Source organism: Labedaea rhizosphaerae (genome assembly GCF_004362825.1).
Lineage (GTDB): Bacteria > Actinomycetota > Actinomycetes > Mycobacteriales > Pseudonocardiaceae > Labedaea > Labedaea rhizosphaerae.
The window spans coordinates 1,553,441-1,578,868 of record NZ_SNXZ01000002.1 but is presented as its reverse complement, the minus strand read 5'-3'; the positions used below and the strand labels follow the sequence as shown (position 1 = coordinate 1,578,868).

At 71.7% G+C, this 25,428-nt stretch carries 24 protein-coding genes and 1 pseudogene; 10 read left to right on the top strand and 15 right to left on the bottom strand.

Translation table 11 applies throughout. The features are described from left to right. Positions 1-24: 24 nt before the first annotated feature. From EV186_RS16765 to EV186_RS16755, 3 genes are read right to left on the bottom strand one after another with little or no spacing between them, the layout of a single operon-like run. Entirely contained in the window at positions 25-1,047 is a 1,023-nt protein-coding gene (locus EV186_RS16765; protein WP_133850129.1) for a sugar ABC transporter substrate-binding protein, read from the bottom strand. 30 nt (positions 1,048-1,077) lie between these two features. Continuing rightward, entirely contained in the window at positions 1,078-1,959 is an 882-nt protein-coding gene (locus tag EV186_RS16760) for a TIM barrel protein (RefSeq protein ID WP_133850310.1), read from the bottom strand. Next, positions 1,959-2,957, bottom strand: coding sequence for a Gfo/Idh/MocA family oxidoreductase (locus EV186_RS16755; RefSeq protein WP_133850128.1), 999 nt, complete (start codon positions 2,955-2,957; stop codon positions 1,959-1,961). The genes EV186_RS16760 and EV186_RS16755 overlap by 1 nt, the downstream gene beginning before the upstream one ends. 111 nt (positions 2,958-3,068) lie before the next feature. On the opposite strand from EV186_RS16755, the gene EV186_RS16750 reads away from it, so the two are divergent. Further along, positions 3,069-4,067 (top strand): LacI family DNA-binding transcriptional regulator, encoded by a 999-nt coding sequence (locus tag EV186_RS16750; RefSeq protein WP_133850309.1) that lies wholly within the window; start codon positions 3,069-3,071, stop codon positions 4,065-4,067. A gap of 75 nt (positions 4,068-4,142) precedes the next feature. Here the strand turns inward: EV186_RS16750 and EV186_RS16745 are convergent, their stop codons facing one another. Further along, positions 4,143-4,709: a helix-turn-helix domain-containing protein gene (locus EV186_RS16745; RefSeq protein ID WP_133850127.1), complete on the bottom strand. Its 567-nt coding sequence runs from the start codon at positions 4,707-4,709 to the stop codon at positions 4,143-4,145. 66 nt (positions 4,710-4,775) lie between these two features. On the opposite strand from EV186_RS16745, the gene EV186_RS16740 reads away from it, so the two are divergent. Both EV186_RS16740 and EV186_RS16735 read left to right on the top strand, forming a co-directional pair. Further along, positions 4,776-5,717, top strand: a complete 942-nt coding sequence (locus EV186_RS16740; RefSeq protein ID WP_133850126.1) for an NAD(P)/FAD-dependent oxidoreductase — start codon at positions 4,776-4,778, stop codon at positions 5,715-5,717. Positions 5,718-5,727: 10 nt separating this feature from the next. Further along, positions 5,728-6,276: an isochorismatase family protein gene (locus tag EV186_RS16735; RefSeq protein WP_133850125.1), complete on the top strand. Its 549-nt coding sequence runs from the start codon at positions 5,728-5,730 to the stop codon at positions 6,274-6,276. A 9-nt stretch (positions 6,277-6,285) separates the two neighbouring features. Here the strand turns inward: EV186_RS16735 and EV186_RS16730 are convergent, their stop codons facing one another. Continuing rightward, positions 6,286-7,875: an ABC-F family ATP-binding cassette domain-containing protein gene (locus EV186_RS16730; RefSeq protein ID WP_133850124.1), complete on the bottom strand. Its 1,590-nt coding sequence runs from the start codon at positions 7,873-7,875 to the stop codon at positions 6,286-6,288. 236 nt (positions 7,876-8,111) lie between these two features. Between EV186_RS16730 and EV186_RS16725 the strand changes: the two genes are divergently transcribed. From EV186_RS16725 to EV186_RS16715, 3 genes are read left to right on the top strand one after another with little or no spacing between them, the layout of a single operon-like run. Beyond that, the gene (locus EV186_RS16725) at positions 8,112-8,642 is read left to right on the top strand and encodes a DUF2269 family protein (RefSeq protein ID WP_133850123.1); all 531 of its coding nucleotides are present in this window, start codon (positions 8,112-8,114) and stop codon (positions 8,640-8,642) included. Positions 8,643-8,660: 18 nt separating this feature from the next. Continuing rightward, positions 8,661-9,836 (top strand): alkaline phosphatase family protein, encoded by a 1,176-nt coding sequence (locus EV186_RS16720; RefSeq protein ID WP_208115622.1) that lies wholly within the window; start codon positions 8,661-8,663, stop codon positions 9,834-9,836. After that, entirely contained in the window at positions 9,833-10,960 is a 1,128-nt protein-coding gene (locus EV186_RS16715; protein WP_133850122.1) for an aminotransferase class V-fold PLP-dependent enzyme, read from the top strand. The genes EV186_RS16720 and EV186_RS16715 overlap by 4 nt, the downstream gene beginning before the upstream one ends. Here EV186_RS16715 and EV186_RS16710 read toward each other — a convergent pair. Beyond that, positions 10,957-11,751 (bottom strand): alpha/beta fold hydrolase, encoded by a 795-nt coding sequence (locus EV186_RS16710; RefSeq protein WP_133850121.1) that lies wholly within the window; start codon positions 11,749-11,751, stop codon positions 10,957-10,959. The two genes, EV186_RS16715 and EV186_RS16710, sit on opposite strands and share 4 nt — an antisense overlap. Before the next feature lie 57 nt (positions 11,752-11,808). Between EV186_RS16710 and EV186_RS16705 the strand changes: the two genes are divergently transcribed. After that, the gene (locus EV186_RS16705; protein WP_133850120.1) at positions 11,809-12,834 is read left to right on the top strand and encodes a TIGR03617 family F420-dependent LLM class oxidoreductase; all 1,026 of its coding nucleotides are present in this window, start codon (positions 11,809-11,811) and stop codon (positions 12,832-12,834) included. A 19-nt stretch (positions 12,835-12,853) separates the two neighbouring features. Here the strand turns inward: EV186_RS16705 and EV186_RS16700 are convergent, their stop codons facing one another. The 3 genes and pseudogenes from EV186_RS16700 to EV186_RS16690 all read right to left on the bottom strand — a co-directional run bounded on the left by EV186_RS16700 (position 12,854) and on the right by EV186_RS16690 (position 16,118). Further along, on the bottom strand, positions 12,854-14,221 hold the full coding sequence (locus EV186_RS16700; protein WP_133850119.1) for an MFS transporter: 1,368 nt from the start codon (positions 14,219-14,221) through the stop codon (positions 12,854-12,856). A 162-nt stretch (positions 14,222-14,383) separates the two neighbouring features. Then, positions 14,384-14,906, bottom strand: a pseudogene (locus EV186_RS40800) (rRNA adenine N-6-methyltransferase family protein). 72 nt (positions 14,907-14,978) lie between these two features. Next, on the bottom strand, positions 14,979-16,118 hold the full coding sequence (locus EV186_RS16690; RefSeq protein ID WP_133850118.1) for a MalY/PatB family protein: 1,140 nt from the start codon (positions 16,116-16,118) through the stop codon (positions 14,979-14,981). Positions 16,119-16,390: 272 nt separating this feature from the next. Between EV186_RS16690 and EV186_RS16685 the strand changes: the two genes are divergently transcribed. Further along, positions 16,391-17,404, top strand: a complete 1,014-nt coding sequence (locus tag EV186_RS16685; protein ID WP_243754068.1) for a ScyD/ScyE family protein — start codon at positions 16,391-16,393, stop codon at positions 17,402-17,404. 217 nt (positions 17,405-17,621) lie between these two features. Here the strand turns inward: EV186_RS16685 and EV186_RS16680 are convergent, their stop codons facing one another. The 3 genes from EV186_RS16680 to EV186_RS16670 are packed head-to-tail and all read right to left on the bottom strand — an operon-like array spanning position 17,622 to position 22,093. After that, on the bottom strand, positions 17,622-20,390 hold the full coding sequence (locus tag EV186_RS16680) for an AfsR/SARP family transcriptional regulator (RefSeq protein WP_133850116.1): 2,769 nt from the start codon (positions 20,388-20,390) through the stop codon (positions 17,622-17,624). 30 nt (positions 20,391-20,420) lie between these two features. Then, complete coding sequence (locus EV186_RS16675; protein WP_133850115.1) at positions 20,421-21,083, bottom strand: alpha/beta fold hydrolase; 663 nt, start codon at positions 21,081-21,083, stop codon at positions 20,421-20,423. Beyond that, complete coding sequence (locus tag EV186_RS16670; RefSeq protein ID WP_133850114.1) at positions 21,080-22,093, bottom strand: MATE family efflux transporter; 1,014 nt, start codon at positions 22,091-22,093, stop codon at positions 21,080-21,082. Before EV186_RS16670 ends, EV186_RS16675 begins: the two co-directional genes overlap by 4 nt. Before the next feature lie 137 nt (positions 22,094-22,230). On the opposite strand from EV186_RS16670, the gene EV186_RS40005 reads away from it, so the two are divergent. After that, positions 22,231-23,022, top strand: coding sequence for a hypothetical protein (locus tag EV186_RS40005; protein ID WP_243754067.1), 792 nt, complete (start codon positions 22,231-22,233; stop codon positions 23,020-23,022). Here the strand turns inward: EV186_RS40005 and EV186_RS16660 are convergent. Then, positions 23,019-23,228 carry a KTSC domain-containing protein gene (locus EV186_RS16660; RefSeq protein WP_133850113.1) on the bottom strand — a complete coding sequence of 70 codons (210 nt, stop codon included), beginning with the start codon at positions 23,226-23,228 and terminating at the stop codon, positions 23,019-23,021. The two genes, EV186_RS40005 and EV186_RS16660, sit on opposite strands and share 4 nt — an antisense overlap. A gap of 33 nt (positions 23,229-23,261) precedes the next feature. On the opposite strand from EV186_RS16660, the gene EV186_RS16655 reads away from it, so the two are divergent. Continuing rightward, positions 23,262-24,179: an acetamidase/formamidase family protein gene (locus tag EV186_RS16655; RefSeq protein ID WP_133850112.1), complete on the top strand. Its 918-nt coding sequence runs from the start codon at positions 23,262-23,264 to the stop codon at positions 24,177-24,179. 9 nt (positions 24,180-24,188) lie between these two features. Here the strand turns inward: EV186_RS16655 and EV186_RS16650 are convergent, their stop codons facing one another. Both EV186_RS16650 and EV186_RS16645 read right to left on the bottom strand, forming a co-directional pair. Further along, positions 24,189-24,899, bottom strand: coding sequence for a cytochrome P450 (locus tag EV186_RS16650; RefSeq protein ID WP_243754066.1), 711 nt, complete (start codon positions 24,897-24,899; stop codon positions 24,189-24,191). Positions 24,900-24,947: 48 nt separating this feature from the next. After that, positions 24,948-25,424: a (2Fe-2S)-binding protein gene (locus EV186_RS16645; protein WP_133850111.1), complete on the bottom strand. Its 477-nt coding sequence runs from the start codon at positions 25,422-25,424 to the stop codon at positions 24,948-24,950. Positions 25,425-25,428 lie beyond the last annotated feature (4 nt).

Sequence of the window (25,428 nt, the reverse complement as noted above, 5' to 3'; positions counted from 1 at the left end):
AGAACCGGCAACCGTCACGGTCGACTACCGGGTACCGCGGGTGGCGTACTGCGCCACCTTGTCCACATTGGACTTGTCGACGAAGCCGGGGCCGGTGAGCACCGGCTTGCCGCCACCGACGGTGTTGGCGTTGTCGTGGTAGAGCTTGAGCATCACGATGGGCAGGTAGCCCTGCTCGTACTGCTGCTGGTCGACGGCGAAGGCCACGTCACCGGACTTGATCGCGGCGGCCACGTCGGAGTTGAGGTCGAACGTCGCGACCATCGCCTTGGAGTTCGCGCCCTTGGCCGCGGTCACCGCGCTGGTGGCGATCTGCGGGTTCAGCGTGAGCACGGCGTCGATGGACGAGTCGGCCTGCAGCGCGCCCTTGATCCGCGACTCGACGTCGGTCGGGTTGTTGATGTCGACCTGCAGGTTCTTCACCTCGCCGAAGGTCTGCCGCGCGCCGTCGCAGCGCTGGTTGAGCCCGACGTTGCCGGCCTCGTGGATCACGCACAGCAGCTTCTTCTTGCCCGCGGCCTTGAACTTCTGGCCGGCCTGCTGGCCCGCGATGGTCTCGTCCTGACCGACGTGGGCGAGCGCGCCGAACTCGGCGCTCTTGTCCTGCCCGGAGTTGATGGTGATCACGGGGATGCCCGCCTTGACCGCGTTCTGGATCGAGGTCTTGAGCGCGTCCGGGTTGGCCATCGACACCACGAGCCCGCCGACGTGCTGCGACACCGCGTTGTCGATCAGCTTGGCCTGGTTGCCCGGGTCGCCGTCGGAGGAGTAGTTGACCGTCACGCCCAGCTGCTTGCCCGCGTCGGTCGCACCGTTCTTGACCACGTTCCAGAACGTGTCGCCCGCGCTGCCGTGGGTGATCACCGCGACGGTCAGCGGACCCGACGACGCCGCCGCACCACCGCCGCTGTTGGGCGCGGGGGTGTTGCCACCGGTGTTCGAGTTGTCGCTTGCCGGGCCGCTGCACGCGGCGAGCACCAGCGTGCCGGCCGCGGCCAGGCCCAGGAGCAGGCCGCGGACGCGGCGTCCTCGCGGTTGTGACCTCATCGTGCTCTCCTTTGAGTGATGACCCTGCGGTCAGCGGGCCGAGGTCTCGATCTTGGCCGCTGTGTCAACGAGGTGGGTGATGCTGCGCGCGACATCGGTGCGCGGCTTGTCGCTGGGGCTGTCGTCGGCCAGCGCGGTGTCCTGTTCCAGCACGTACCAGCCGTCGTAGCCGACGGCCGTGAGCGCGCCGACGATCGTCGCGATGTCCACGTCACCGTCACCGAGGGGAACGTACACGCCCTTGTGCACGGCCTCGGTGTAGCCGAGTTCGCCGGACTGGACCCGGGCGGCCAGGTCCTGGCGGACGTCCTTGAGGTGCACGTGCCCGATCCTCGACGCCCACTCGGCCGTGATCGCCACCGGGTCCGCGCCGCCGATCATCATGTGGCCGGTGTCGAGGCAGAGCGGCAGCGACGAGTCGGCCAGGAACCGCTCGATCTCGGCGGCGCGCTCCACGTGCGTGCCCACGTGCGGGTGCAGGACGGTGCGCAGGCCGTGCGCCCTGGCCCCCTCCGCGATCCGCTCCGCCGTGTCGATCAGCGTGCGCCACTGGCCGTCGGTCAGCTCCGGTCGTTCGTCGTAGCCGTCGAGCCCGGTGGCGGCCGCGAGCACCAGCACGTCACCGCCACCGGCTTTGAGCAGGGCGGCCACGCGGTCGGCTTCTTCGATCGTCTCGTCGGCCCCGGTGTGCAGTGGAACGGCCAGGAACCCGCCGACCAGGCCGAGGCCGTAGCTGCCCAGCAGTTCGATCAGCTCGTCCGGCGCGGACGGCAGGTAGCCGGGCGGGCCGAGTTCGGTGGCCGTGATGCCGAGTTCGGCCATCTCGCCGAGCACGGTGCCCGGGTCGAGCACCCGGCCCCAGCCGGGGACCTCGCACACGCCCCAGGAGATCGGTGCCGCCGCCACGCGCATCACGCGGTCACCGCCTCGGTCAGGCGGACCGGCGCGCCACTGCGCCGCGATGCGTCGCACGCGTCGGCCAGCTGCTGGCTGATCAGGCTTTCCCTTGCTGGGGAAGGATTCTCGGCGCGTCCGGCGACCACGTCGACGAACACCGCCATCTCATTCCGGTACGCCCGCTGGAACCGCTCGGGAAAGCCGGGGTAGGGGTCGTCCGGCGCGGTGCCGCCTGGTTCGAGCGACGTCATGGGCGTGCGCGCGTCGACGCCGATGGCCAGCGAGTCGTCGCTGCCGAAGACCTCGATGCGGTGGTCGTAGCCGACGCCGTCCTGCCGTCCGCCCGACAACAGGGCGTGGGCGCCACCCGCGAACGTCAGCGCGGCGACGCAGTTGTCCACGTCGTCGGCCTCGGCGAACGCCTCGTGCACCAGCACCGAGCCGGCCGCGTACACCTCGACCACCGGCTCGCCGACCAGCCACGGCACGGCGTCGAGGTCGTGGATCAGCAGGTCGTGGAAGATGCCGCCGGAGGAGGGCAGGTAGCCGAAGTCCGGCGGCTGCGCGTCCTGGGCCAGCGACCGCGCCAGGTACACGGTGCCCAGTTCGCCCGCGCGGATGCGCCGGTGCAACTCGACGACGGCGGGGTCGAACCGGCGCTGGAACCCGACCATGACGGTCACGCCTGCCGCCTCGATGTCGGCGACCAGGGCACGCATCTCGTCGTACGAGCGCGCGATGGGTTTCTCGCACAGCGTGGGGACCTTGGCGGCGAGCGCGCGGCGCAGCACCTCGGGGTGGGTCGAGGTCGGGGTCGCGATCAGCAGCCCGTCGCAGCCGGCGAGCGCGGTGTCGAGGTCGTCGACCGCGCGCGCGTCGAGGCCGTCGGCCACCTGCGCGGCTCTGCCGGGCGCGGGGTCGAAAAGCACCAGTTCGTCCACTGAGGACATCGAGTTGAGGTTCTCGGCGTGCATTGCGCCGATGCGGCCGACTCCGGCCACCGCGATGCGCATCAGGCCTCCGTTGCCTTCGTTGACTCCGTCGCGAGTAGAGCGCTCTATTCGTTGGAGCGCGCTAATCGTGTAGTGTGCGTCACACTGGTGTCAAGGGCGGAGGTGCTCGACTTGGCGCGGCCGACCATGGAAGACGTCGCCGAACTGGCCGGCGTGTCCCGTGCCCTGGTCTCGCTGGTCATGCGCGGGTCGCCCAAGGTGAGCAACCACCGCCGCGACGCCGTGCTGGCGGCCGCGGCCCAGCTCGGCTACACCCCGCACCAGATGGCCCGGTCGCTGGCCAGCCGCACGTCCACGGTGCTCGGCGTGATGGTGTCCGACCTGCGCAACTCGTTCTTCGCCGAGGTGGTCGAGGGCATCGACGCGGCCGCGCGCGCCAGCGGCTTCGAGATGGTGCTCAACACGGGCGGCCGCAGCCCCGCGCGGGAGCGCGCGGCGCTGCGCAGCCTTTTGTCGTTCCGGCCGGCGGGAGTGGTGTTGTTGTCGCCGGTGCTGCCGACGTCGGCCATCACGGAGGCGAGCGCGCACAGCCCCGTGGTCCTGGTGTCCCGCACGACCCGCCTGGCCGCCGTCGACACCGTCAACGACGACGGCGCGACCGGCGCCACCCTCGCCGTCGAGCACTTGGTTTCGTTGGGGCACAAGCGGATCGTGCACTTCGACGGCAACGGCGCGTCGGTCGCGGCCGCCCGCCGCCAGGGCTACGTGTCGGCGATGAAGCGGCACGGGTTGTCGCCGTGGGTGGTGCCCAGCGAGCACACGGACGTGGCGGGCGCGAAGGCCGTCCGCTCCGTCTGGGACGGTCCGGACGCGCCGCCGACCGCCATCGTGGCGGGCAACGACTTCAACGCGGTGGGGGCGATCTCGGCGCTGGAGGAGTTGGGGCTGCGGGTGCCGCGTGACGTGTCGGTGGTCGGCTACGACAACACGTCGCTGGCCGCTCTGCGGCACGTGTCGCTGACGACGATCGACCAGCCGCGCGCGGAGCTGGGCCGGTTGGCGGCGGAGGCGTTGCTGGAGCGGGTGCGCGGGGAGCGCACCGAGCCGGTGCGCCACTTGCTGCAGCCGTCGCTGGTTGTTCGCGCGACCACGGCCGGGCCGGCCGCTTAGCTTGCCCAGCCTGCCTTGTTGGAGCAGGTCTCCCGGGAGATGGCTGAGCCCGCGTTCGGGAACACGGACGAGAGACTAGCTCCTCGGGCGGGCTCGGACGTGGGCGCGTTCGCCTTGTTTGCCAAACAGGCTGAGGAACTCGACCGGTTCGTCGCCGTCGGGGCCGAACCAGTGCGGCACGTGCGTGTCGAACTCGGCGGCCTCGCCTGGGGACAGCACGATGTCGTGCTCGCCCAGCACCAGCCGCAGCCGTCCATTGAGGACGTAGAGCCACTCGTAACCCTCGTGCGTCCGCGGGTCCGGGTCGCCCTTGCCGCCGGGCGGGATCACCATCTTGTACGCCTGGATGCCGCCCGCGCGCTTGGTCAGCGGCACCATCGTCATGCCGAACTGCTTGATCGGGCGCATGTGCACCCGCGGATCACCGGTCGGCGGCGCGTCGACCAGCTCGTCCAGCGTGACGCCGTGCGCCTTGGCCAGCGGGAGCAGCAGCTCGAGCGTGGGCTTGCGGTCGCCGGACTCCAGCCGGGACAGCGTGCTCACCGAGATGCCCGTCTCGGCCGAGAGCTCGGCGAGGGTGGTGTCGCGCTGGGTGCGGAGCGCGCGCAGGCGCGGGCCGACGGCGTCCAAGGTGCTGTCCATGCCGCCAGTTTGCCACTTCGGCAACAAGGTTTGCCAATCGGACGCTTGTGGTCGCATGGTGGTGGCATGAACGAATACGACGTGGTTGTGGTTGGTGGCGGCGCTGCCGGGCTCAGCGGCGCCCTGATGCTGGCGCGCTCGCGGCGCTCGGTCGTGGTGGTGGACTCCGGTTCGCCACGCAACGCGCCCGCCGACGGCGTGCACGGGCTGCTCGGGCACGACGGCATCAAGCCGGCCGAGTTGCTGGCCCGCGGTCGCGCCGAGGTACGCAAGTACGGCGGTGAGGTGCGCGACGGCGAGGTCGACACCGTGACCCGCGGTTATGACGGGTTCGTGGTGTCGGTCGGGGGCGAGAACCTGTTCGCGCGGCGGCTCCTGGTGACCACCGGCGTCGTCGACGAACTGCCGGACGTGGCCGGGCTGCGCGAGCGGTGGGGGCACGATGTCGTCCACTGCCCGTACTGCCACGGGTACGAGGTGCGTGACCAGGCGATCGGCATCCTGGCCACCGGACCGATGGCGATGCACCAGGCGTTGCTGTTCCGGCAGCTGAGCGCGGACGTCACCTTCTTCACGCACACCGGTCCGGGCCCGGACGAGGAGCAGGCCAAGCAGCTGGCGGCGCTCGGGATTCCCGTGGTGGCCGGGGAAGTGGTGGCCGTCGAGGTCACCGACGACCGGATCTCCGGGCTGCGCCTGGCCGACGGTCAGGTCGTGGCGCGCGAGGTCGTGGTGGTCGGATCGCGGATGGTGGCGCGGGCCGGGTTCCTCGAGCCGCTGGGGTTGCTGCCGGTGGCGCACCCGTCGGGGATGGGGGAGCACCTGCCTGCCGATGCCCTGGGACGCACCGAGGTGCCCGGGCTCTGGGTGGCCGGCAACGTCACCGAGATGACCGCGCAGGTCGGCGCTTCGGCGGCCGCGGGCGCGATGGCGGGTGCGCAGATCAACGCCGACCTGGTCGCCGAGGACGCGCGCGCGGCCGCCGGAATTGTCGGTGGGGCGTCCTAGTGTGCCTGCCATGAGCACATTGACGAACCGTCCGAACACCGCCTTGCTGGTGGTGGACGTGCAGGACCAGATCGTCGACGGGGCCTACCAGCGCGACGAGGTGGTGGGCAACGTCGCCGCTCTGGTAGCCAAGGCGCGCCGAGGCGGGGTGCCGGTCGTGTGGGTGCAGCACTCCGGCGACGAGCTGCCGCCGGGCAGTCCCGGGTGGGAGTTCGTGGCCGAGCTGACCGCACTCGACGGAGAACCCTTGGTACACAAGCGATATCCGGATGCATTCGAGGAGACCACGCTCGAGGAGGTCCTCGCCGGCCTCGAGGTCGGGCACCTCGTGGTGGCGGGGGCGTCCACCGATCAGTGCATCCGGTCGACGCTGCACGGAGCGATCGTGCGCGGGTACGACGCCACCTTGGTCAGCGACGCGCACACGACCGAGGACTTGAGCGCTTATGGCGCGCCCACGCCCGATGCCGTCATCGCCCACACGAACCTGTACTGGCACCACCACGAGGCGCCCGGGCGCACCGCCGGCACGGTGGTCACCAAGGAGGCCTTCGTCTGACCGGCGAACTCACTTCTCTGTCAGTACGCCGTCGGCCAGTTCCAGGTGGCGGGTTACGCCGATGTCCTTCAGGAACCGGTCGTCGTGGCTCACCGCGATGAAGGCGCCTTTGTAGGCGTTCAGTGCTGCCGTCAGCTGGGCCACGCTTGCGAGGTCCAGGTTGTTCGTCGGCTCGTCCAGCAGGAGGAGGTGGGGAGCTGGTTCCGCGCACAGGATGCAGACCAGGGTGGCACGCAACAGTTCGCCGCCCGAGAGGGTGCTGACCGGCTGGTGCGCACGCCGGTCGCGGAACAGGAAGCGGGCCAGCCAGTGCATGAGTTCGTCTTGCGGTAGCTCCGGTGCGAAGGCCCGCAGGTTCTCGGCCACGGTCTTGGCGGGGTCGAGCAGGTCCAGGCGCTGGGACAGGTACGCCACCCGTCCGTCCGCTGTGGACACTGTGCCCGCATCCGGTGGCAAGTCGCCGGTGATGAGGCGCAGGAGGGTCGACTTGCCCGCGCCGTTCGGGCCGGTGAGGGCGATGCGTTCCGGGCCGCGGATCGACAGGTTCAGGTCGGTGAACAGGTCGCGGACCTGCAGACCCGCACCGTCGAACACGGTGCGGCCCGCGGGAACGGTGGTGTTCGGCAGCGTGATGGCGATCGTGTCGTCCTCGCGGGCGGCCCGGTCGGCCTCGTCGCGGCGAGCTCGGGCGGCCTCGAGGCGTTGCTTGTGCATGTCGTCGGCCTTGCCCGCGGACTCCTCGGCGCGGCGCTTGTGCATGCCCGCGACGATCTTCGGGATGTCCGTGTTGGTCTTCGCGCCGACGCTCGCCCGCCGGGCCGCGCGTTCGCGGGCTTGCTGGAGTTCGCGCTTCTCCCGTTTGAGGTCCTGCTCGGCGTTGCGGAGGTTCTTCGCGGCCACCTCGCGGGCGGCCTGCTTCGCGGCCTCGTAGGCGGTGAAGTCACCGCCGAAGAAGGTCAGCTCGGTGGGGTCGAGTTCGGCAATGCGTTCCATCCGGTCGAGCAGGGCTCGGTCGTGGCTGACCAGCAGCAGGCAACCCGACCAGTCGCCGAGCCGGTCCTGCAGGCGGGCCCGGGCCGGGCGGTCGAGGTTGTTGGTCGGTTCGTCCAGCAGCAGCACGTCGGGGCGTTTCAGCAGCTGCGCGGCCAGCCCGAGCGAGACGATCTGACCGCCGCTGAGCGTGCCCAGGGTGCGGTCCAGCGCGACGCTGCCGAGGTCGAGGCGGTCGAGCTCGGCCTTGGCGCGGTCCTCGATGTCCCAGTCGGTGCCCACGACCGTGAAGTGCTCCTCATCCGTGTCGCCGGACTCGATCGCGGTCAGCGCACGCAGGATCGGCGTGATCTCGAGGACGTCGGCCACGGTCAGGTCGCTCGACAGGGGCAGGGTTTGCGGCAGGTAGGCGAGCACGCCGTCGACCGTGACGGTGCCGTCGGTGGGCTTGAGCTCGCCGGCGATGAGCTTGAGCAGGGTGCTCTTGCCCGCGCCGTTGGGGGCGACCAGGCCCGTGCGGCCGGGGCCCACGGTGAACGACAGGTCGTCGAAGACGACGGTGTCGTCGGGCCAGGCGAAGGACAGACCGGAACAGGTGATCCGTGACATGGAAGGGCTTTCACGCGATGCGACAGGGACGGTGTGGTCAGTCCTTGTTGAGCATCGGGGCCCAGCTCCATTCGGTCGGGATCAAGACAACGCCACCGTAGCAGACGCCTTCGTACTCAGCGCGACCGTTTTGTACGTGCTGAGAGGTACCCGAGACGTCGCTCGTGGACGGATGTGCCCGCCCCCGTGCGCCCGGCAGCCTTGTCCCGCAGGCAAACCGGGATCCAGGAGGGGACATGGGTACGACGACCGAGGTGCGGCCCGAGCGCAAGCCGTGGCGGCTGAGCACCAACGGCCGCCGGGTGGTGTTGGTCAGCCACATCGCGTCCGCCGGCGCCTGGCTGGGCATCGACGTCGCGATGGCCGTGCTGATCGGGGCCGCGAAGTTCACCGACGACCTGCAGGTCCGGGCGTCGAGCCTGCGCGTGCTGGAGATGGTCACCGTGTGGCCGTTGCTCGTCTGCGGGCTGCTCTGCCTCGGCTCCGGCGTGCTGCTGGGGCTCGGCAGCAAGTGGGGACTGGTGAAGCACTGGTGGGTGCTGACCAAGCTGGTGCTCAACCTGCTGCTCACCACGCTGGTCGTCGTCTCGCTGCAGTTCGAGGTGGCCGAGCAGGCCCGCCGGGCGAGCCTGATCCTCGACGGTCAGCTCGTGCCGCTGGACCTGTCGAACCTGATCTACCCGCCGGTGGTGTCGCCCGCGGCCCTGCTCTTCGCAACGATCCTGTCCGTGGTGAAACCGTGGGGTCGCGTACGCAAGACGCGGTGACCTAACGTCGGAGCCACCATGAACCCACCGGTCCCGATGCTGCCGCGCTACGGCGCCGGCTCCCTCGCGGAGGTCGCGTCGTCCCTGGTGGCCGGGATGGGCGGGCCCGGCACGCCCACGCTGGACATGCCGGCCCGGCCCAAGGTCTGCTTGCTCCTGGTCGACGGGCTCGGGTGGCACCTGCTGCGTGCGCACCCCGGCGACGCCCCGTTCCTGAACTCCCTCGCCGAGGGCCGCGGCCCGATCACGTCCGGGTTCCCGGCAACCACGGCGGCGAGCATCGCCGCGATCGGCACCGGCCGGCCGCCGGGGGAGAACGGCGTCGTCGGCCTGTCGTTCGCGGTCGACGGCGAGGTGCTGAACGCGCTGCGCTGGAACCGCCACGGCGTGGACGGGCACGTCGACCTGCGTGACACGGTGGTGCCCGAACGCATGCAACCCGAGGCCACCGTGTTCGAGCGGGCCGCGGCCACGGGCATCGCGGTCCGCATCGTCGCGCCGCGCGAGCAGCGGCGCAGCGGCCTGACCAGGGCCGTCCTGCGTGGCGGCGAGTTCCAGGGCGTGCACGCCCTGGGCGACCTGACCGCCGTGACGATCGAGGCCATGACCGCGGGCGACCGCGTGTTCTGCTACGCCTACCACGGCGATCTCGACCTCATGGGTCACGCGTACGGGCCCGGCACCGAGCCGTGGCGGCGTCAGTTGCGCCACGTCGACCTGCTGGCCGAGAGCATCGCCGGCGCTCTGCCGTCCGACGGGATGCTGGTGGTCGTCGCCGACCACGGCATGATCACCGTCGCCGCGGACGACCGCATCGACCTCGACGACCTGCCCGCCCTGCGGGCGGGCGTGGCGATGATCGGCGGCGAGCCCCGGGTGCGCCACCTCTACACCGAGCCGGGCGCGGTCGCGGACGTGCGCGCCGCCTGGCAGGAGACGCTCGGCGACAGGGCGTGGATCCGCACCCGCGACGAGGCGGCCGCCGAGGGCTGGTTCGGGCCGTCGGTGACCGACCGGGTCCGCGGTCGCATCGGTGACCTGGTCGTGGCCGCGACCGGCACCACCGGCCTGGTCCGCACGGCGGCGGAACCCGTTCTGAGCGCGATGATCGGCCAACACGGATCACTGACCCCGGAGGAGTTGCTCGTGCCCCTGTTGATCATGCCTGCTGAGGTCGCCGGAGCCGCCCGGTGAGCGCGGAGCTGTTCTCGCTCGACCCGTCGGTCGTGCACGCCAACAACGGTTCGTTCGGCGCCGTGCCGCTCGTGGTGCAACAGGCGCAGGCCGCCATCAAGGCCCGCGCCGAGGCCAACCCGGTCCGCTTCTTCCGCGTGGAGCAACGCGAACTGGTCGCGACCGCGCGGACGGCGGCGGCCGAATTCCTCGGCGTGGACGACGGCTTGGTCCTGGTGTCCAACGTGACCACCGGCGTCGCCACCGTGCTCGCCGCGCTGGAGCTGGGCGAAGGCGACGAGATCGTGGTGTCCGACCACGGCTACGGCGCGGTGTCGATCGCGTGCGAGGCGCGGGCCGCGCGGGTCGGTGCCGCGGTGCGGACCGCGCCCGTGCCGCTCACCGCCGAGCGCGACGCCACCGTCCAGGCCTTCGCCGACGCGCTGACCCCACGCACGAAGCTGGTCGTGGTCGACGCGATCACGTCGTTGACCGCCATGGTGTTCCCGGTCGCCGAGATCGCGAAGCTCTGCCACGAACAGGGTGTCGCGGTCTTCGTCGACGCGGCGCACGCGCCCGGCCAGCTCCCCGACGACCCCGAGTCGACCGGCGCGGACTTCTGGGTCGGCAACTTCCACAAGTGGGCTTACGCCGCACGGGGAACCGCCGGTCTCTGGCTGGCCCCGCAGTGGCGCGACCGGATCCCGCCGCTGGTGCCGTCGTGGGCGCACCCGGCCGGGTTCCCGGACGCCTACAGCGATGTGGGCACCGACGACCTGTCCGCGTGGGCGTCGCTGCCGACGGCGCTGGAGTTCTGGCGTGCGCAGGGTGGCTGGGACGCGGTGCGCCGCAGCGCTGCCTTGGCGGACAAGGCGGTCGAGGTCGTGGCCGCGGCCCTGGGCGCGCCGGGGCAGGTGAGCCCGCGGCACACGCCGTTGATGCGGCTGGTGCCGTTGCCCGACGGCCTGGTTCGCGACGCGGAGGACGCGAACCGCTACTACGACGAGCTTTCCACGCGCCACCGGGTGGAGACGACGATCAGCTGGTGGGGCGGGCACTGCTACGTGCGGCTGAGCTCGCACCTCTACAACAAGATCGAGGACTACGAGAAGGTGGCCGCGGCTTTGCTGGAACCCAGACGTTAGGCGCGCAACCAGTCGAGGGCGTCGGCCGTCGAGTCCAAAACGGACAGGTGGCCGGCCTCGGGCTTAAGCCACAACTCGCTGCCCCGGACCTGACCGGCCAGCCACCGCCCGTGGGCGGCGGGCACCATCCGGTCCTGACCGCCGTGCACGAACAGCACCGGGCAGCGGATGGCCGCCAGGTCGACGCCCCAGGGTTGTTGAGAGGCAAGGAGATCGTCGACGAAACCGGCGTCGCCCTCGGCCATCGCGGCGCCCACGATCCGGCCCAGCCACGACCAGCGGCCGGACAACGCCGCGTGGTCCTCAGGGGTGAACACCTCGGGATCGAACTCGGCCTTGGCGAGGTAGTCCTCCAATGCCGCTCGGCCGCGCCGGGCCGCGAAGATCTCGTCTTTGTCGTGCAGCCCGTCGAGCCAGTCGAGCCCGGCCGCGTCGGGTGGGGCCTGCCCGGACATCGACACCGCGGCGGTGACCCGGTCGGGCAGCAACGCCGCGCACGCCAGCACGTGCGGGCCGCCGCCGGAGTGACCCATCAGCGCGAACCGGTCCAGCCCCAACGCATCCGCGATCGCGGCGACGTCCGCGGCCGCCGATGCGACGTCACGCCCCGGCCGCCTCGTCGAGCCCGGGTATCCCGGCCGGTTGTAGGAGATCCACCGGACACCGGCGTCCAGCAGCGGCTCCGGCGGCTCGCCGGTGTTGGGCGAGCCGTGGTGCCAGAACACCGGCGGGCCGCTGCCAACGTCGTAAACACGCAGGGTCCGCTCGTCCGGCAGAGTGAGGAGTTCCACGGCGGCAGCCTAGCGACGCGCTGGCACACTCGACGCAATCGACGAGAAGGAGCGGGCATGCTGGTCGACGGGAACATCGGCGGGACGGTCGACGGCACCGAGGGCGGTGACCTGGACGTGCTGAACGCGCAGGTCGAGGCGGCCGAGCGGGCCGGCCTGGACGGCGTCTGGAGCACCGAGACCGGGCACGACCCATTCCTGTCGCTGCTGCTCGCCGCGCGCCAGTCGTCGAGCCTGCAGGTCGGCACGGCCATCGCGGTCGCCTTCGCCCGCAACCCGATGACCACGGCGATGACCGCGTTCGACATGCACACCTACACCGGCGGCCGGTTCATGCTCGGCCTCGGCTCGCAGATCGAGGCCCACATCACCCGCCGGTTCTCGATGCCGTGGTCGGCGCCCGCGCCGCGGATGCGGGAGTTCATCGAGGCGGTCCGCGCGATCTGGGCGTCGTGGCAGACGGGTGATCGCCTGTACTTCAAGGGCGAGTTCTACCAGCACACGTTGATGTCGCCGATGTTCCGGCCCGCGCCCAACCCGAAGGGCACGCCGCCGATCCTGCTCGCCGCGGTCGGCCCCGCCATGACGAAGGTGGCCGCCCGGGCCGCGGACGGCTTGCTGGTGCACGGCTTCACCACCGAGCGGTACCTGCGCGAGGTGACCTTGCCGATGGTGACCGAGGGCCTGGGGGAGCGGCCGCGCTCGGAGTTCGTCATCAACCTGCCTGTGCTGACCGCGACCGGCTCGACCGAGGAGGAGCTGGCGACGGCCACGCAGGCGGTGCGCGCGCAGATCGCGTTCTACGGCTCGACCAAGGCCTACCGCCCGGTCCTGGAACTGCACGGCTGGGGCGATCTGCAGACCGAGCTGCACGGCCTGTCCAAGCAGGGCGACTGGAAGGCCATGGCCGGGCTGATCGACGACACCGTGCTGCGCACGTTCGCCGTGGTCGGCTCGGCGGCGGAGGCCGGGGCCGAGATCCGCTCCCGCTTCGACGACGTGGTCGACCGCCTGACCCTGTACACGCCGTACCAGATGCAGGACGAGGTGCGGACGGCGTTGGTGGCCGCGATCCGCGGTTAGCCACCACCGTCGGCTCGCGTCAGGCGTGCAGGGAGTCTTCAGCGTGGTGGCGTACCCCCACTGCGGTGAGCACGGCGGCCAGCAAGAACGCCGCCCCGGCCACGGCCAGGGCCACGCGCATGCCCGGCACCAGGCCGGCGCCGTGACCGGCCAGGCCACCCAGGATGGCCACGCCGAGCACGCTGCCCAGCTGGCGTGCGGCGTTGATCACTCCGGCGGCCAGGCCGGCGCGGTCGTCGGGGGCCGCGTCGGTGACCGCGGTCGTCGCGGCGGGCATCGTGAACGACATGCCGAAGCCGGTCGCGACCAACGGCAGAACGAGCCACAGGTAGGCCGTGTGCTCGCCGGCGATCATCAAGCCGAGCAGGCCCGCGGCGCCGATCAGCAGGCCGACCAGCATGGTGCGGCGCGGGCCCCCGGTCGCCGCCGTGTAGCGGCCCGACAACGCCGACCCGATCGCGGCCATGCCCATCTGCGGCAGCAGCGCCAGCCCGGCCACCAGCGCCGACAGGTGCCGGGGTTCCTGCAGGTACAGGTTCAGCACGAACAACTCACCGTAGAAGCCCAGGTTGATCAGCAGGCCCACCGCCGTCCCCGCCGACAACGTCGCATCGCGGAAGAGGCTCAACGGCAGCATCGGATCCTTGGCTCGGCGCTGGGCCAGCACGAACGCGACCCCGGCCACGAGGAACACCGCCGCGGACACCACCGCGACGCCGACGTGCGTGTGTTCGATCAACGCGACCGTCAAGGCCGTCAACGCGAGCGCGGCCAGGACCTGACCGACCAGGTCCAACCCCCGTGGGCGCGGCTCGGGAGCCGGGACGGTACGGGCGATCAGCCAGCACGCGGCCAGGCCGATCGGCACGTTGACCAGGAAGACCGACTCCCAGCCGACCAGGCCGACCAGCAACCCGCCCAGGATCGGGCCTGCGGCCGCCGCCCCACCGGCCACGCCGCCCCAGATGCCGACGGCGCGCGCCCGCGCCTGCCGGTCGGGGTTCGCCGCTCTGAGCAGGGCGAGCGAGGCGGGCACGGCCAGGGCCGCGCCCACGCCCTGCAGGATCCGGGCCGCGATCAGCACCGGGAGGTTCGGCGCGGCACCGCACGCGATCGACGCGACCACGAACGCGACCAGCCCCCACTGGCAGACCCGGCGGGCGCCCAGCAGATCGGCCAGCGCGCCGCCGGAGAGCAGCCCGGCGGCCAGCACCAGCATGTAGCCGTCCACCACCCACTGCAGCCCGGTCACGTCGGCACCCAGGTCGGCGCGCAGAGCCGGCAGCGCCGCGTTCACGATCGTCGTGTCCAGGATGACCATGAAGTAGCCCATGCAGATGGCGAGCAGGGCCCACGGACCAGCACCACGAACATTGGTAGTCCCCATGACTCCTCCCTACCGCATGGGTACGACAGAACGGCCCGCTCGGTGCGACGCGGACGCACCGAGCGGGCCGTTCTTCCTCCGGCGGGAACGCCGCCGGCCCACCGTCGGGTGAGCGGGCCGGTTCGTTCCGTTGTGATGCCGGATAACCACCCCTAGCGGGTCTCAAACACGGCGGACGACCAAAATCGCCGAGTCCACTCGCGGTGGCGGGGCGAACGCGTGCCTGGGCAGCGAAAGCCCTGCTCGCACGGCGAATCGCCGCCCGCGGGCCTGGGCGACCTGCCGGTGCACGAAGGCGCGCTGCAACACCAGGTCTGCGGCGACGAGTTGCGACCGCGGCGCCAGCAGGACGCGCCGCAACTCGCTGGAGATCCCGTACGGCGGGCTCGCCACCACCCGGAACGGCCGCCCGGGCAGCCGCAGGGTCCGCGCGTCGGCTTCGACGACGGTCACCGGGGCACCGGCGAACCGCGCCCGCAGCTGCCGCGCGCGCGGGGTGCAGCTCCACCGCGAGCACGCGGGCGCCCGCCTCGACCAGGTGCCGGGTCAGCGCGCCGTCACCGGCGCCGACGTCCAGCACGAGCTGGCCCGGTCGCACGCCGGCCTCGGCGACGACCCGGCGGGCCCAGTGGTCAACGAGCGGGTGCCAGCCCCACGCGCGCCGCGACCGCCCGGCCGCGGACACGACGCACCATCACCATGAACAAGCTCATGGCGAGGACCGTAGAACCCCCGGCCGGACGGCGAAACCGAATATTCAGGCCAGTGCGGCGGCCATCCCGGTCACGGCCTGTTCGAGGAGCTCCGCGCTCGTGCCGAAGTTCAGCCGCACGCAGCCGTCGCCGGGCGCGCCGAACCGCGAACCCGGCTCCAGCGCGACCTTTCCCTTGACCAGGAACAGGTCGCGCACGGTGTCGCCCGGCCCGATCGCGGAGCAGTCCAGCCACGCGAGGTAGGTCGCCGACGGCGGCTGCCAGCGCACCGACGGCAGGTGTTCGGCCAGCAGTTCGCCCAGCAACGCGCGGCGCGCCACCAATGTGGACAACAACTGCTCCAGCCACGGCTCGCTGTCGGTGAACGCCGCGATCGACGCCAGCACGCCGAAGTGCCCGGTGCGCCAGCGGATGTCCGGCGCCATCCGCGCGACGACGTCGGCCATGGCGGGCGACGCGGTGATCGCGGCCGCGCACTTCAACCCGGCGAGGTTCCACGCTTTGCTCGCCGACATCAGGCTTATCGCGACGTCGGCGGCGCCGGGGACGGTCAGCAGCGGGGTGAACTCCGCGCCGGGCAGCACCAGCGGCGCATGGATCTCGTCACTGATGACGACCACGCCGTGGCGCTTCGCGAGCGTCACCAGTTCGGTCAGCTCACCGCGGGAATGCACGCGGCCCACCGGATTGTGCGGATGACACAAAACGTAAACGCCCGGCTGCGTTGCGAATGCGCGATCCAGCGCCGGCAGATCCAGCCGGTAATCCTCGGTGAGCGGAACTTCGAGCAGTTCCGTACCGGCTTCGGGAGCCCAATGGAAGAACGGTGGGTACACCGGCGGGCTGATCACCACCCGGTCGCCGGGTCTGGTCAGCACCCGCAGCAACTCCACCACGCCGACCCCCACGTCGGTCACGGACGTGACCGATGTGGGGTCGAGGTCCCAGTCCCAGCGGCGCCCGGCGAACCCGGCGAGGGCCTTGCCAAGATCAGGACTGGCCAGTGCATACCCGGTGTCGGAACGGGCCACTGCCTGCTGCAACGCCGCCGCGACCGGCGGCGCGAGCGGGAAATCCATCTCCGCGACGGTCAGCGGCAGCACGTCCGAGGGGTAGGTCCGCCACTTGGCGCTCTGCCGGGTACGCAGCTCGGCGAGCGGCGGCACGGGCAACTCATCGGTCATGCCCCCATCATCGCGCATGTGGACGGTTCACCGAAGCAGTCGATTTCCCGTTCGATTTCCCGCAGCCGAAAGAGCACAACGGCACTAGGTGCTCGCGTTTGTCCCACTCAGACTGACGGTTCGCAATCCGGCGTCGAGAGGGGTGGAACATGGTCGGATCGAGAAAGGTCGTCCTGGCGTCATCGGCGATTCTGGTCGCGCTTCTCGTGCCTGCGGGAGCGGCACAGGCGGGCGGCACAGGGCACGGTCCCAACCACCGTCACGGTCCTAAGGTGACGGTCATCGCGTCCGGTTTGGACAATCCGCGCGGCCTCGCGTTCGCCCGGGACGGCTCCCTGTACGTGGCCGAGGCCGGCGCGGGCGGCGCTGGACCGTGCCAGCCGGGCCCGGAGGGCGGCGAGGTGTGCTTCGGCACCAGCGGCGCCATCACCAAGATCGGCCACGGCCACCAGTACCGCGTGCTGGCCGGGCTGCCGTCGACCGCCGCGCCCGACGGCTCGCAGGCCATCGGCCCGTCGGACGTGACGTTCAAGGACGGCCGCCTGACCTTCACCGTCGGCCTGGGCGCCGACCCCGCGGTCCGCGCGGACCTGCCCGCGGCCGGGCGCAACCTCGGGTGGCTGCTGCAGGCCGGACGCCATGGCGTAAGCCGCATCGCTGACATCGCCGGCTACGAAGCCGTGGCCAACCCCGATGGTGGCGTCCCGGACAGCAACCCGAACTCGGTGCTCGCGACGTCGTCGGGCTACGTGGTGGCCGACGCGGGCGGCAACGACCTGGTCAAGGTGTCCGGCAGGCACCACACGGTCTCCACGATCGCCACGTTCCCGTCGCAGATGGTGGACGCGCCGCCGTTCCTCGGCCTGCCGCCGGGCACCCAGATCCCGATGGAGGCCGTGCCGACGTCGGTCGTGCGTGGCCCGGACGGCGCCTACTACGTCGGGCAGCTGACCGGCTTCCCGTTCGTGCCGGGCAAGGCGAGCGTCTGGCGGGTCGTGCCGGGGCACGCCCCGAAGATCGTGGCCCGCGGGTTCACCAACATCATCGACCTCGGTTTCGACCGGCGCGGCACGCTCTACGTGCTGGAGATCGCCAAGAACGGCCTGTTGTCGGAGGACCCGACGGGCGCCTTGATCAAGGTCGGCCGGCACGGTGAGCAGCACGTCGTGATGTCGACCGGGCTGATCACGCCGGGCGGGCTGGCGTTGCGGGGCGACGCCGCCTACGTGTCGAACTGCGGCACGTGCGCCGGCGGCGGCCAGGTCTTGCGCATCTCCCTGCGGTGATCGACCACCACGAAGGCACGCGGCCCGCCCGGATCACCCGGGCGGGCCGCGTCGCGTGTAGTGCGCGTGTAGCGCCCCTGGGCATCGTTCGGGACGTACACCGTAGGACTTGCGGGGCACGCGCACCCCGCATGGACGGCCGGTGCGAGGCTCCACGGGCACCCGCCCAGGGACGATCCGCTCGCACCGGCCGTCAGTCCTGCGGTAAATCGTGCGGTCAGTCCTGATTGTGGGACTGCGGCACCATCGCCAGCGCGGCTCGCTCGCCGCGGCGGTTGCCCGTGCGCCGGAACACCGCGAGCGCACGCTGCGCGACTCCGCTCGCGGCCCGCGGTTCCCCGGCCGCCAACAGGATCGCGCCCAGTTCCACCAGCGCGTACGCCGTGCACCGCTCGTCGTCGAGCGACTCGAGGATGTCCCGCGCTTTGTGCACAGTGGACAGGGCGGCGCGTACGTCGTCGTCCTCGCGGTGCATGACGGCGAGGTCCACCAGCACCTTGGCCTCGCGGTGGGCGTCGCCGACCTCCTTGGCCAGCGCCAGCGCCTTGTGCAACCACTCGCGGGCGGCGTCGCGGTCGCCGAGTTCGCGGTGCACCATGCCGATCGAACGCAGCACCTGCGCCTGCCCGTTGCCGTCCCCGGCCTTGGTGAGCCCGGCCAGCGCGTCGAGGTAGTGCGGCATCGCCTTGCGTGGCCGGCGCCGGGCCCGGGCCAGCGTGCCCTGCCCGGCCGTCGCGACGGCGATGCCCCACGCGTCCCCGGCTTCGCGGTAGGCGTTGCCGGCCCGCAGCCAGGCCTTCTCGGCGTCGGGGTACTCGTCGCGGTAGAGGTGGACCTGGCCGATGCCCCGCAGCAGGTGCGCCTCGCCGAGCACGTCACCCGCCGCCTGCACCGCCGGTAGCGCGGCCCGGTGGCTGCGCTGCCACTCGTCGTACTCGCCCCGCAGATCGAAGAAGGGCACCGCGCACAACGCGAGCTGCCACGCGAGCGTCGCCTCGCCGCTCTGGGCGGCCAGCTCGACCTGGGCGAGCAGCGTGCGCCGGGTCGCGGTCAGCCAGCACACCGGCGCGTCGGTCGGGTCCAAGGCGGGCTGCCAGCCCCGCGGGGTCACGCGCGCGGCGCCGAACGCCGCGGGCAGCAACGCGACCGCTCGCGCGGTCAGCGCGAGCGAGGCCTCGATAGCCCGCCGGATCGCGGCCTGGCGTTCGGCCCTCGGCTGCTTCTCCAGCAGTTCGGCGGCGTAGACGCGGATCAGGTCGTGCATCCGGTAGCGCGGCTCGCCGATCGCGTCCACCCCGGTCGACGCGACGAGGTTCGCGTCGACGAGCACGTCCAGGACGTCTTCGCTGCGGTGGCGGCCGAGCAGCGCGTCGACCAGCCAGCCGGTGACGTCCTGGGCGCCGAGCAACGCCAGGCGCGCGAATGCGGGCACGGCCTCGGACGGCAGCTGGCGCACGCTCAGCTCGAAGCTGGAGCGGGCCGCGAGCTGGCCGATCCGCAGCTCGTTGAGCCGGCTCGACTCGTCGGCCAGGCGGGTGCGCAACGTCTTCAGGCTCCAGCCCCGCCGTCCGGCCAGCCGCGCCCCGGCGATGCGGATGGCCAGCGGGAAGTACCCGCAGTAGCGCACGATGGCGGCCGCCTCGGCCGGCTCGGCCTGGACGCGTTGCGTGCCCGCGATCCTGGCCAGCAGCAGCAAGGCTTCCTGCTCGTCCAGGACGTCGAGGTCGACCTGGCGCGCACCGTCCACATCGGAGATCCGGGCGCGGGTGGTGACCAGCACCGCGCATCGTTGCTCAGCGGGCAGCAGCGGCCGGAGTTGTTGCGCGGACGCGGCGTCGTCGAGCACGAGCAGCACCCGCCGGCCGGTCAGCCGGGACCGGAACAGGGCGGCGCGCGCGTCCAGCCCGACGGGCAGCGCCTCGCCGACGACGCCGAGCAGGTGCAGCAGATCGGCGAGGACATCGAGCGGCGTGCGCGGGTTGCCGGTGGCGTGCAGGTCGACGTAGAGCTGCCCGTCGGGGAACTCCTCGCGCACCTGGTGGGCGAGGTGGACGGCGAGCGCGGACTTCCCGGTGCCCGGCGCGCCGACGAGCATCGTGACCGTGGGCGCCCCGGCCTGCGCGCCGGGCGCCACGGCGGCCCGCAGTTCCTCGAGTTCCGGCTCGCGCCCGGTGAAGTCGGCGACGTCCGGCGGCAGCTGGTGCAGCGCGATCGCCGTGTCCCCGCGCTGTTGTTCACCACTGGGCCGCTCGCCCCGCAGGATGGCGAGGTGGGTGCGGCGCAGGTCCTCGCCGGGCTCGATCCCGAGATCGGCGACGAACCGGTCCCGCACGGCGCGGTAGAGCTCCAGCGCCTCGGCGCGCCGGCCGCCCTTGTCCAGGGCCAGCAACCGTTGCTGCCACAGGCGTTCGCGGTAGGGGTGCCGGTCGAGCAACTCGGCCAGCTCGCCGTCGACGGTGTCCAGCCCGCTACCTTCGGCGATGCGCAGCGCGAGCCGGTCCTCGGTCGCGGTCAGCCGGGCCTCGATCAACCGGCCGAGCTCGGGGGCCCAGCCCGGCGGCGTCGGCAGGTCCTGCAGCGGCGTGCCCCGCCAGAGCGCCTCGGCCTCGTCGAGCAGCCGCAGCGCGGTGGCCGGGTCGCCGTCCCGGCGGGCGCGGGTGGTGAGCTGCTCGAAGAGCGTGGCGTCGAGGCGTTCGGCGGCGAGCGCCATTGTGTAGTGACCGCCCCGGGTGAGCAGGCCTTCGCCTTCGGGCAGCGGCGGCATGAGCTTGCGCAGCCGGTGCACGTAGGTCTGGAGGTTGGCCGCCGCCGACGCCGGCGGCCGCGACGGCCAGACCGTTTCGATCAGCTGGTCCGGCGTCACCTGGTGGTTGACGTGGAGCAACAGGTGCGCCAGCACGGTGCGCTGGCGGTCGCCGCCGAGCGGGATCGTGCGCGCGCCGTCCCGCAGGTCCAGCGGACCCAGGATGCGGAACTGGACGGACACGCGAGGAGGCTAACCCAGCGCGGGGCGGGTTCAGACGCGTTCGTGGAGTTCGGCCAGCAACGCGGCGACGGCTTCGGGTGCTTCGTAGACCGGGCTGTGGCCGGTGGGCAGGACGTGCAGCTGTGCGCCCGGGATCCCGCCGGCCAGGCGCTGCGCGTGCTCGACCGGGCGGGCGCGGTCGAACTCACCGTGGACGACCGTGACCGGCACGGTGATCTCGGCCAGGCGCGGCGTGAAGTCCAGCGAGCGCTGGCTGTCCAGCACCTCGTAGGTGACGTCGGGAGACGCCGCGCCGGCGTAGGCGAGCAACGCGGTCATCGTCGCCTCGTCCGGCGGCCGGGCGAAGCTGCGGTCCAGGACGCCGCGCCACAGGGCCGGGCCCCACTGGGCGCGGATCATACTCAGCAGGCCGTCGACGTCGCCGTGGCCGGACATCGAGGCGCCTGTATCGACGAGCATCAGGGCGGCGACCGATTCCGGATGCGCCAGGGCCAGCTGCAACGCGATCGCACCGCCGGTGGAGTGACCCAGGACGACGTGCGGTTCGGTCGGCGTGATGCGCGCGGCCACCGTGGGGATGTCGGCAGGGGAGCCCAGGGCCATCCAGTCCACTGTGGACAAAGGGGTTCGCTCGGCGAGCCGGTCGAACAGCGATGGGGCGCAGAGCGTGCCGGGGATCGCGAGGGTCTTCACGCCCGCTTGCCGCTCTCCTCGCGCACCGGCTCCTCGACCGCTTCGTCCCCGTCGAGTTCGTCGAGCTCCTTGTGGAGCTCCTCGTCGGCGTCCTCGGCCGGGTCGTCGTGGTCGTCACGGGTGTCGTGGTCGTCGATGTAGAGATCGGCGAGGTCGTCCAGGTTGCCGGAGTGGGAGGGCTCGTCGTCCCTGCTGTCCTTGTCCTCCTCGATCTCCGGTGTCTCGAGGACGCCGGTCTTCACGCCGACCGTCGGGTCGAGGATCGTGGTGATCGGCTCGATCTCCTGCGGCTCCGGGCGTGCCGCGATCGACGCCGCGATCGTGCTGATCAGCACGCCCCCTAGGACCACGCCCAGCGCGGGCAACGGCGCCGGTGCCACCACGCGGAAGATCGACAGCCACACGACGGCCAGCAGACCGGTGCCGATCCCGGCCGGCAAGAAGCGGCCGATGGCCCACCCGCGGGTCACCTGGTGCTCCCGGCGGCCGAGCGCACGCAGGCCGCTCGTCCACGCCGCCGCGGCGAAGACCAGCAACACCACGCCGAGCGCGCCGAAGAGCGACAGCAGCGACCCGCGGACGTCGGTCACCGCGTCGGCGCTGCCCAGCGACGTCCCGCCCTGGTCCAGCAGCTCCACCGACGCCGGCATCAGGCCGATCGCCTGGTTGCGCAGGTCACCCAGGTCGAGCACCAACGTCCGGGTGGCGAGTTCGTGCGGGGCGACGTCGAACGGCATGGCCGTGTCGTAGCCGAAGAACGAGAGGCCGAAAACGCCACCGGAGAACCGGATCGTGCGCACGTGCTGCGGGTTCTGGCCGTTGTTGGCCGCGGTGATCAGCAGCGACACCGGCTGGTCGGGGTCGATCGACACGGTCTGGGCGCCGAGCGGTTGCCCGTTGGCGGTCACGGTCACCGAGAGCGCGATCGAGTTCGGATCGGCCGCGGCCGGTGCCGCCGCGGCGAGCGCGGGAGCCGCTAACACGGCCAACGCCGCGACCAGACGCCTCATGTGCAACCCCCGGTTGAACGGGCCCAGGACAGGGCGGGAATGCTACCGGCTGCCGATTCCGACCTGAGGGGATGGCTGGTGTGGGAGTGAGTCGACGGGCGGCCGCCTTGATCGTCGCCGGATCTGCCCTGTTCACAGTGGCTGTCGGGCTGGCTCCCAGCGCGGCCGCGCGTGCCGGGGCGAGCGTCAGCCTCTCGCCGTCCACCGGGCCGTCCGGGTCCTCGGTGACCATCGGGTGGCAGGGCTTCGGCCTGTGCGCGAGGGTCAGCTTCACGTGGGACGGCGCGCCGTTCGTCACCGGTGGTGGCTTAGCGGGCGGCGGTTCGGTGCGGGCAACCGTGCCCGGGACCGCGCCGGGCTCGCACATCGTGACCGGTTCTTGCGCAGGAACGGCCATGTCGGCCACCGCGATCTTCCACGTCGTGTCCGGCTCCCCGGCTCCGCCGCCCACCACGACGAACCGCCCGCCGACGACCACCACCGCCGCGCCGCCGTCGGACACCACCACGACGACCACGACCACGACGACAACGACCACCACCACGACGACGTCGAAGCCGCCGCCGCGGCCGACGGGCGCCCCGCCGGTGCACGTGGACGGCACGCTCAACTTCGACCGCCCGGCCATCCGGCCCGGCGACCCGCTCACCGCGTCCGGCGAGGGTTGCCCGCCCGGTGCGGTGGTCCAGCTGACCTCCGACGGCCAGCCGGTCGGCCGGGTCACCGCCGACAAGACCGGCGCGTTCACCGCCAAGGTCGAGTTCACCACCGTGGAAGCCGGTCGCCGCGAGGTGGTGGCCGACTGCGGGATCAAGCTCGCGGGTTACGTGGACGAAGAGGTCACCACGTCGACCGGCGCCACCGCACCCGCGGTGCTCTTGCTGGTGTTCTTCCTGGTAGCGGGGATCGGCGTGCTGCGCTGGCGTTAGATCTTGCGGCTCTTGTAGCCAGGCACGACGAACCGGTTGAGGAAGCCGCCGATGCTGTCGGCCTCCATGAGCCGGCGGTGGATGGCAGCCGGGACGGAGTAGTACTCGTAGAGCGATCCGTCGCTGAACTCGAGTTCCATCGTCTTGGACTCCGGGTCGTAGCCGATGGATCGCACGACGCTCGACTTCACCGGTTTCCGCCGCATCCATCCATCGTGCCAGTCGGGCAGGATGGCGACATGGCCGAGCACCGCCTGGATCCCACGCTCGACACCGTGACCGACGTCTTCGCCCGCGATCGCGCGCCGGTGCTGACGATCGATCCCGGCGACACGGTAGAGGTGCGCACCCTCGACGCCGCCGGACAGCTCACGAAGCCGTCGGCGCCAGGCGTGCCGGCCGATGGCCTGCTGGACAGCAGGCGCGGGCACTGCCTGGCCGGGCCGATCGCCGTGCGTGGCGCCGAACCCGGGATGACGCTGGCCGTGCGGGTCGAGTCGCTGCGGCCGGGCGACTGGGGTTACACCGTCGCCGCGGCCCGGGACAACGAGCTGAACAAGCGGCTCGGCGTGGTGCCCGGCGACCCGGCGTGGCTGCTGTGGGACATCGAGGACGGGTTGGCGCGCAACAACCTCGGCTTCACCGTGCGGACCGCGCCGTTCCTGGGCGTGATCGGGTTGACGCCGGACGAGCCGGGCGAGCACTCGACGGTGCCGCCGCGGCCCTGCGGCGGCAACATCGACTGCCGCGAACTGATCGCCGGATCGACCTTGTACCTGCCGGTCGAGGTCGCCGGGGCACTGTTGTGCGTGGGTGACGGGCATGCGGCCCAAGGCGACGGCGAGGTCGCGGGCACGGCGATCGAGTGCGGGATGACCTCCCGGCTGGTGGTCGACCTCGAACCCGACCCGGCCGTCGCGACGGCGCACGCGATCACGCCCGCCGGCCGGATTACGTTCGGGTTCAGCCCTGACCTCAACGAGGCGACGGCGCAGGCGCTCGGAGCGATGCTCGACTGGTTGCAGCGGTTGTTCGGGGTGGATCGGGCTTCTGCGCTGGCGTTGGCCAGTCCGGTGGTGGATTTGCGGGTGACGCAGGTTGCCAACCAGACGTGGGGTGTGCATGCCGTGCTGGCGGATGGGGCGCTTCGCCGGTGAGTGGGGGTGTCAGCGGTTGAGCAGGGCGTCTACGGCGCCCGCCGCGATCGCCACCGCCAGGTCCGCTCCCGGGCACGCGTGCGGTCCCGCGCCGAACGGCATTGCTGCGAGGTCCACCGGCACCACCGTGCCCGCTCTTACGGTGCCGTAGTCCAAGTGGGTGTCCGCGACTGCCATCCGGCGGGTGCTGCGCACCGGCGGCGTGTCCCGCAATGCTTGTGCCACAGCGGAATCACCCGAGCTCGCGCCCGTCGCCAGCGCCGCCCGGATGAGGGCGGCGGTCGCCGCGTAGGTCTGCACCAGCAGGCCGATGACGGCAGCCGTGCGCTCGTCGGGGACGCCGCCGCACGCGTGCACCAGGGCGTCGAGGGCGTCCTGGACTTCCGGGCCACCGCTCGCCCCGGTCAGGTAGACCGATGCCACGGCCGCCACCGAATCCGGTGGAGCATCGGGAACACCGAGCGCCGCCGCTAGGACGACGACCGGCACTGTGTCCACATCGGACTCACCGGCGGCGAGCTCGAACGCCGATGCCCGCGCGGACTCCAAGTCCACGCGGGCCAGCTCGGCCAAGGCGAGCGCCCGGCGCCGCTCGTGCGCCGGTCCACTGCTGAACCGGGCGACGTTCGCCCGCAGCCAACCGATGCCGCCCGCTTCCCAGCCATAGCCGACCGCGGGCGGCACCACGAAGTTGTCGTCGTCGAGCACAGTGGTGGCCATGGCTGGGAACGCTATGCCCGGTTCATTTCGGTGCGACCCGAAAAAGGGTCACATGTTCTGCGCGGCCTTCTTGATCGCCGTGCGGATGCGGGGGTAGGTGCCACAGCGGCAGATGTTGCGCAGGCCGTCCAGGTCCTCGTCGGTGATCTGGCGGCCCTCCGCCCGCACCTTGTGCACCAGGGCGACCGCCGCCATGATCTGGCCCGGCTGGCAGAAACCGCACTGCGCGACGTCCTCCTCCAGCCACGCCTCCTGCATCGGGTGCAGGTCGGCGCCGACCGTGGCGGGCAGGCCCTCGATCGTGGTGATCTCGTCGGAGTCCTTGATCTGCGACACCGGCACCGAGCACGGGTTGAACGCCTTGCCGTTGATGTGCGAGGTGCAGGCCTTGCACACGTTGAGGCCGCAGCCGTACTTCGGCCCCGTCACCCCGAGGATGTCGCGCAGCACCCACAGCAGTCGAACATCATCGGCGACGTCGACGGTCACCCGGGTGCCGTTCAGCTGGAAAGTATGCGTTGGCACGGAA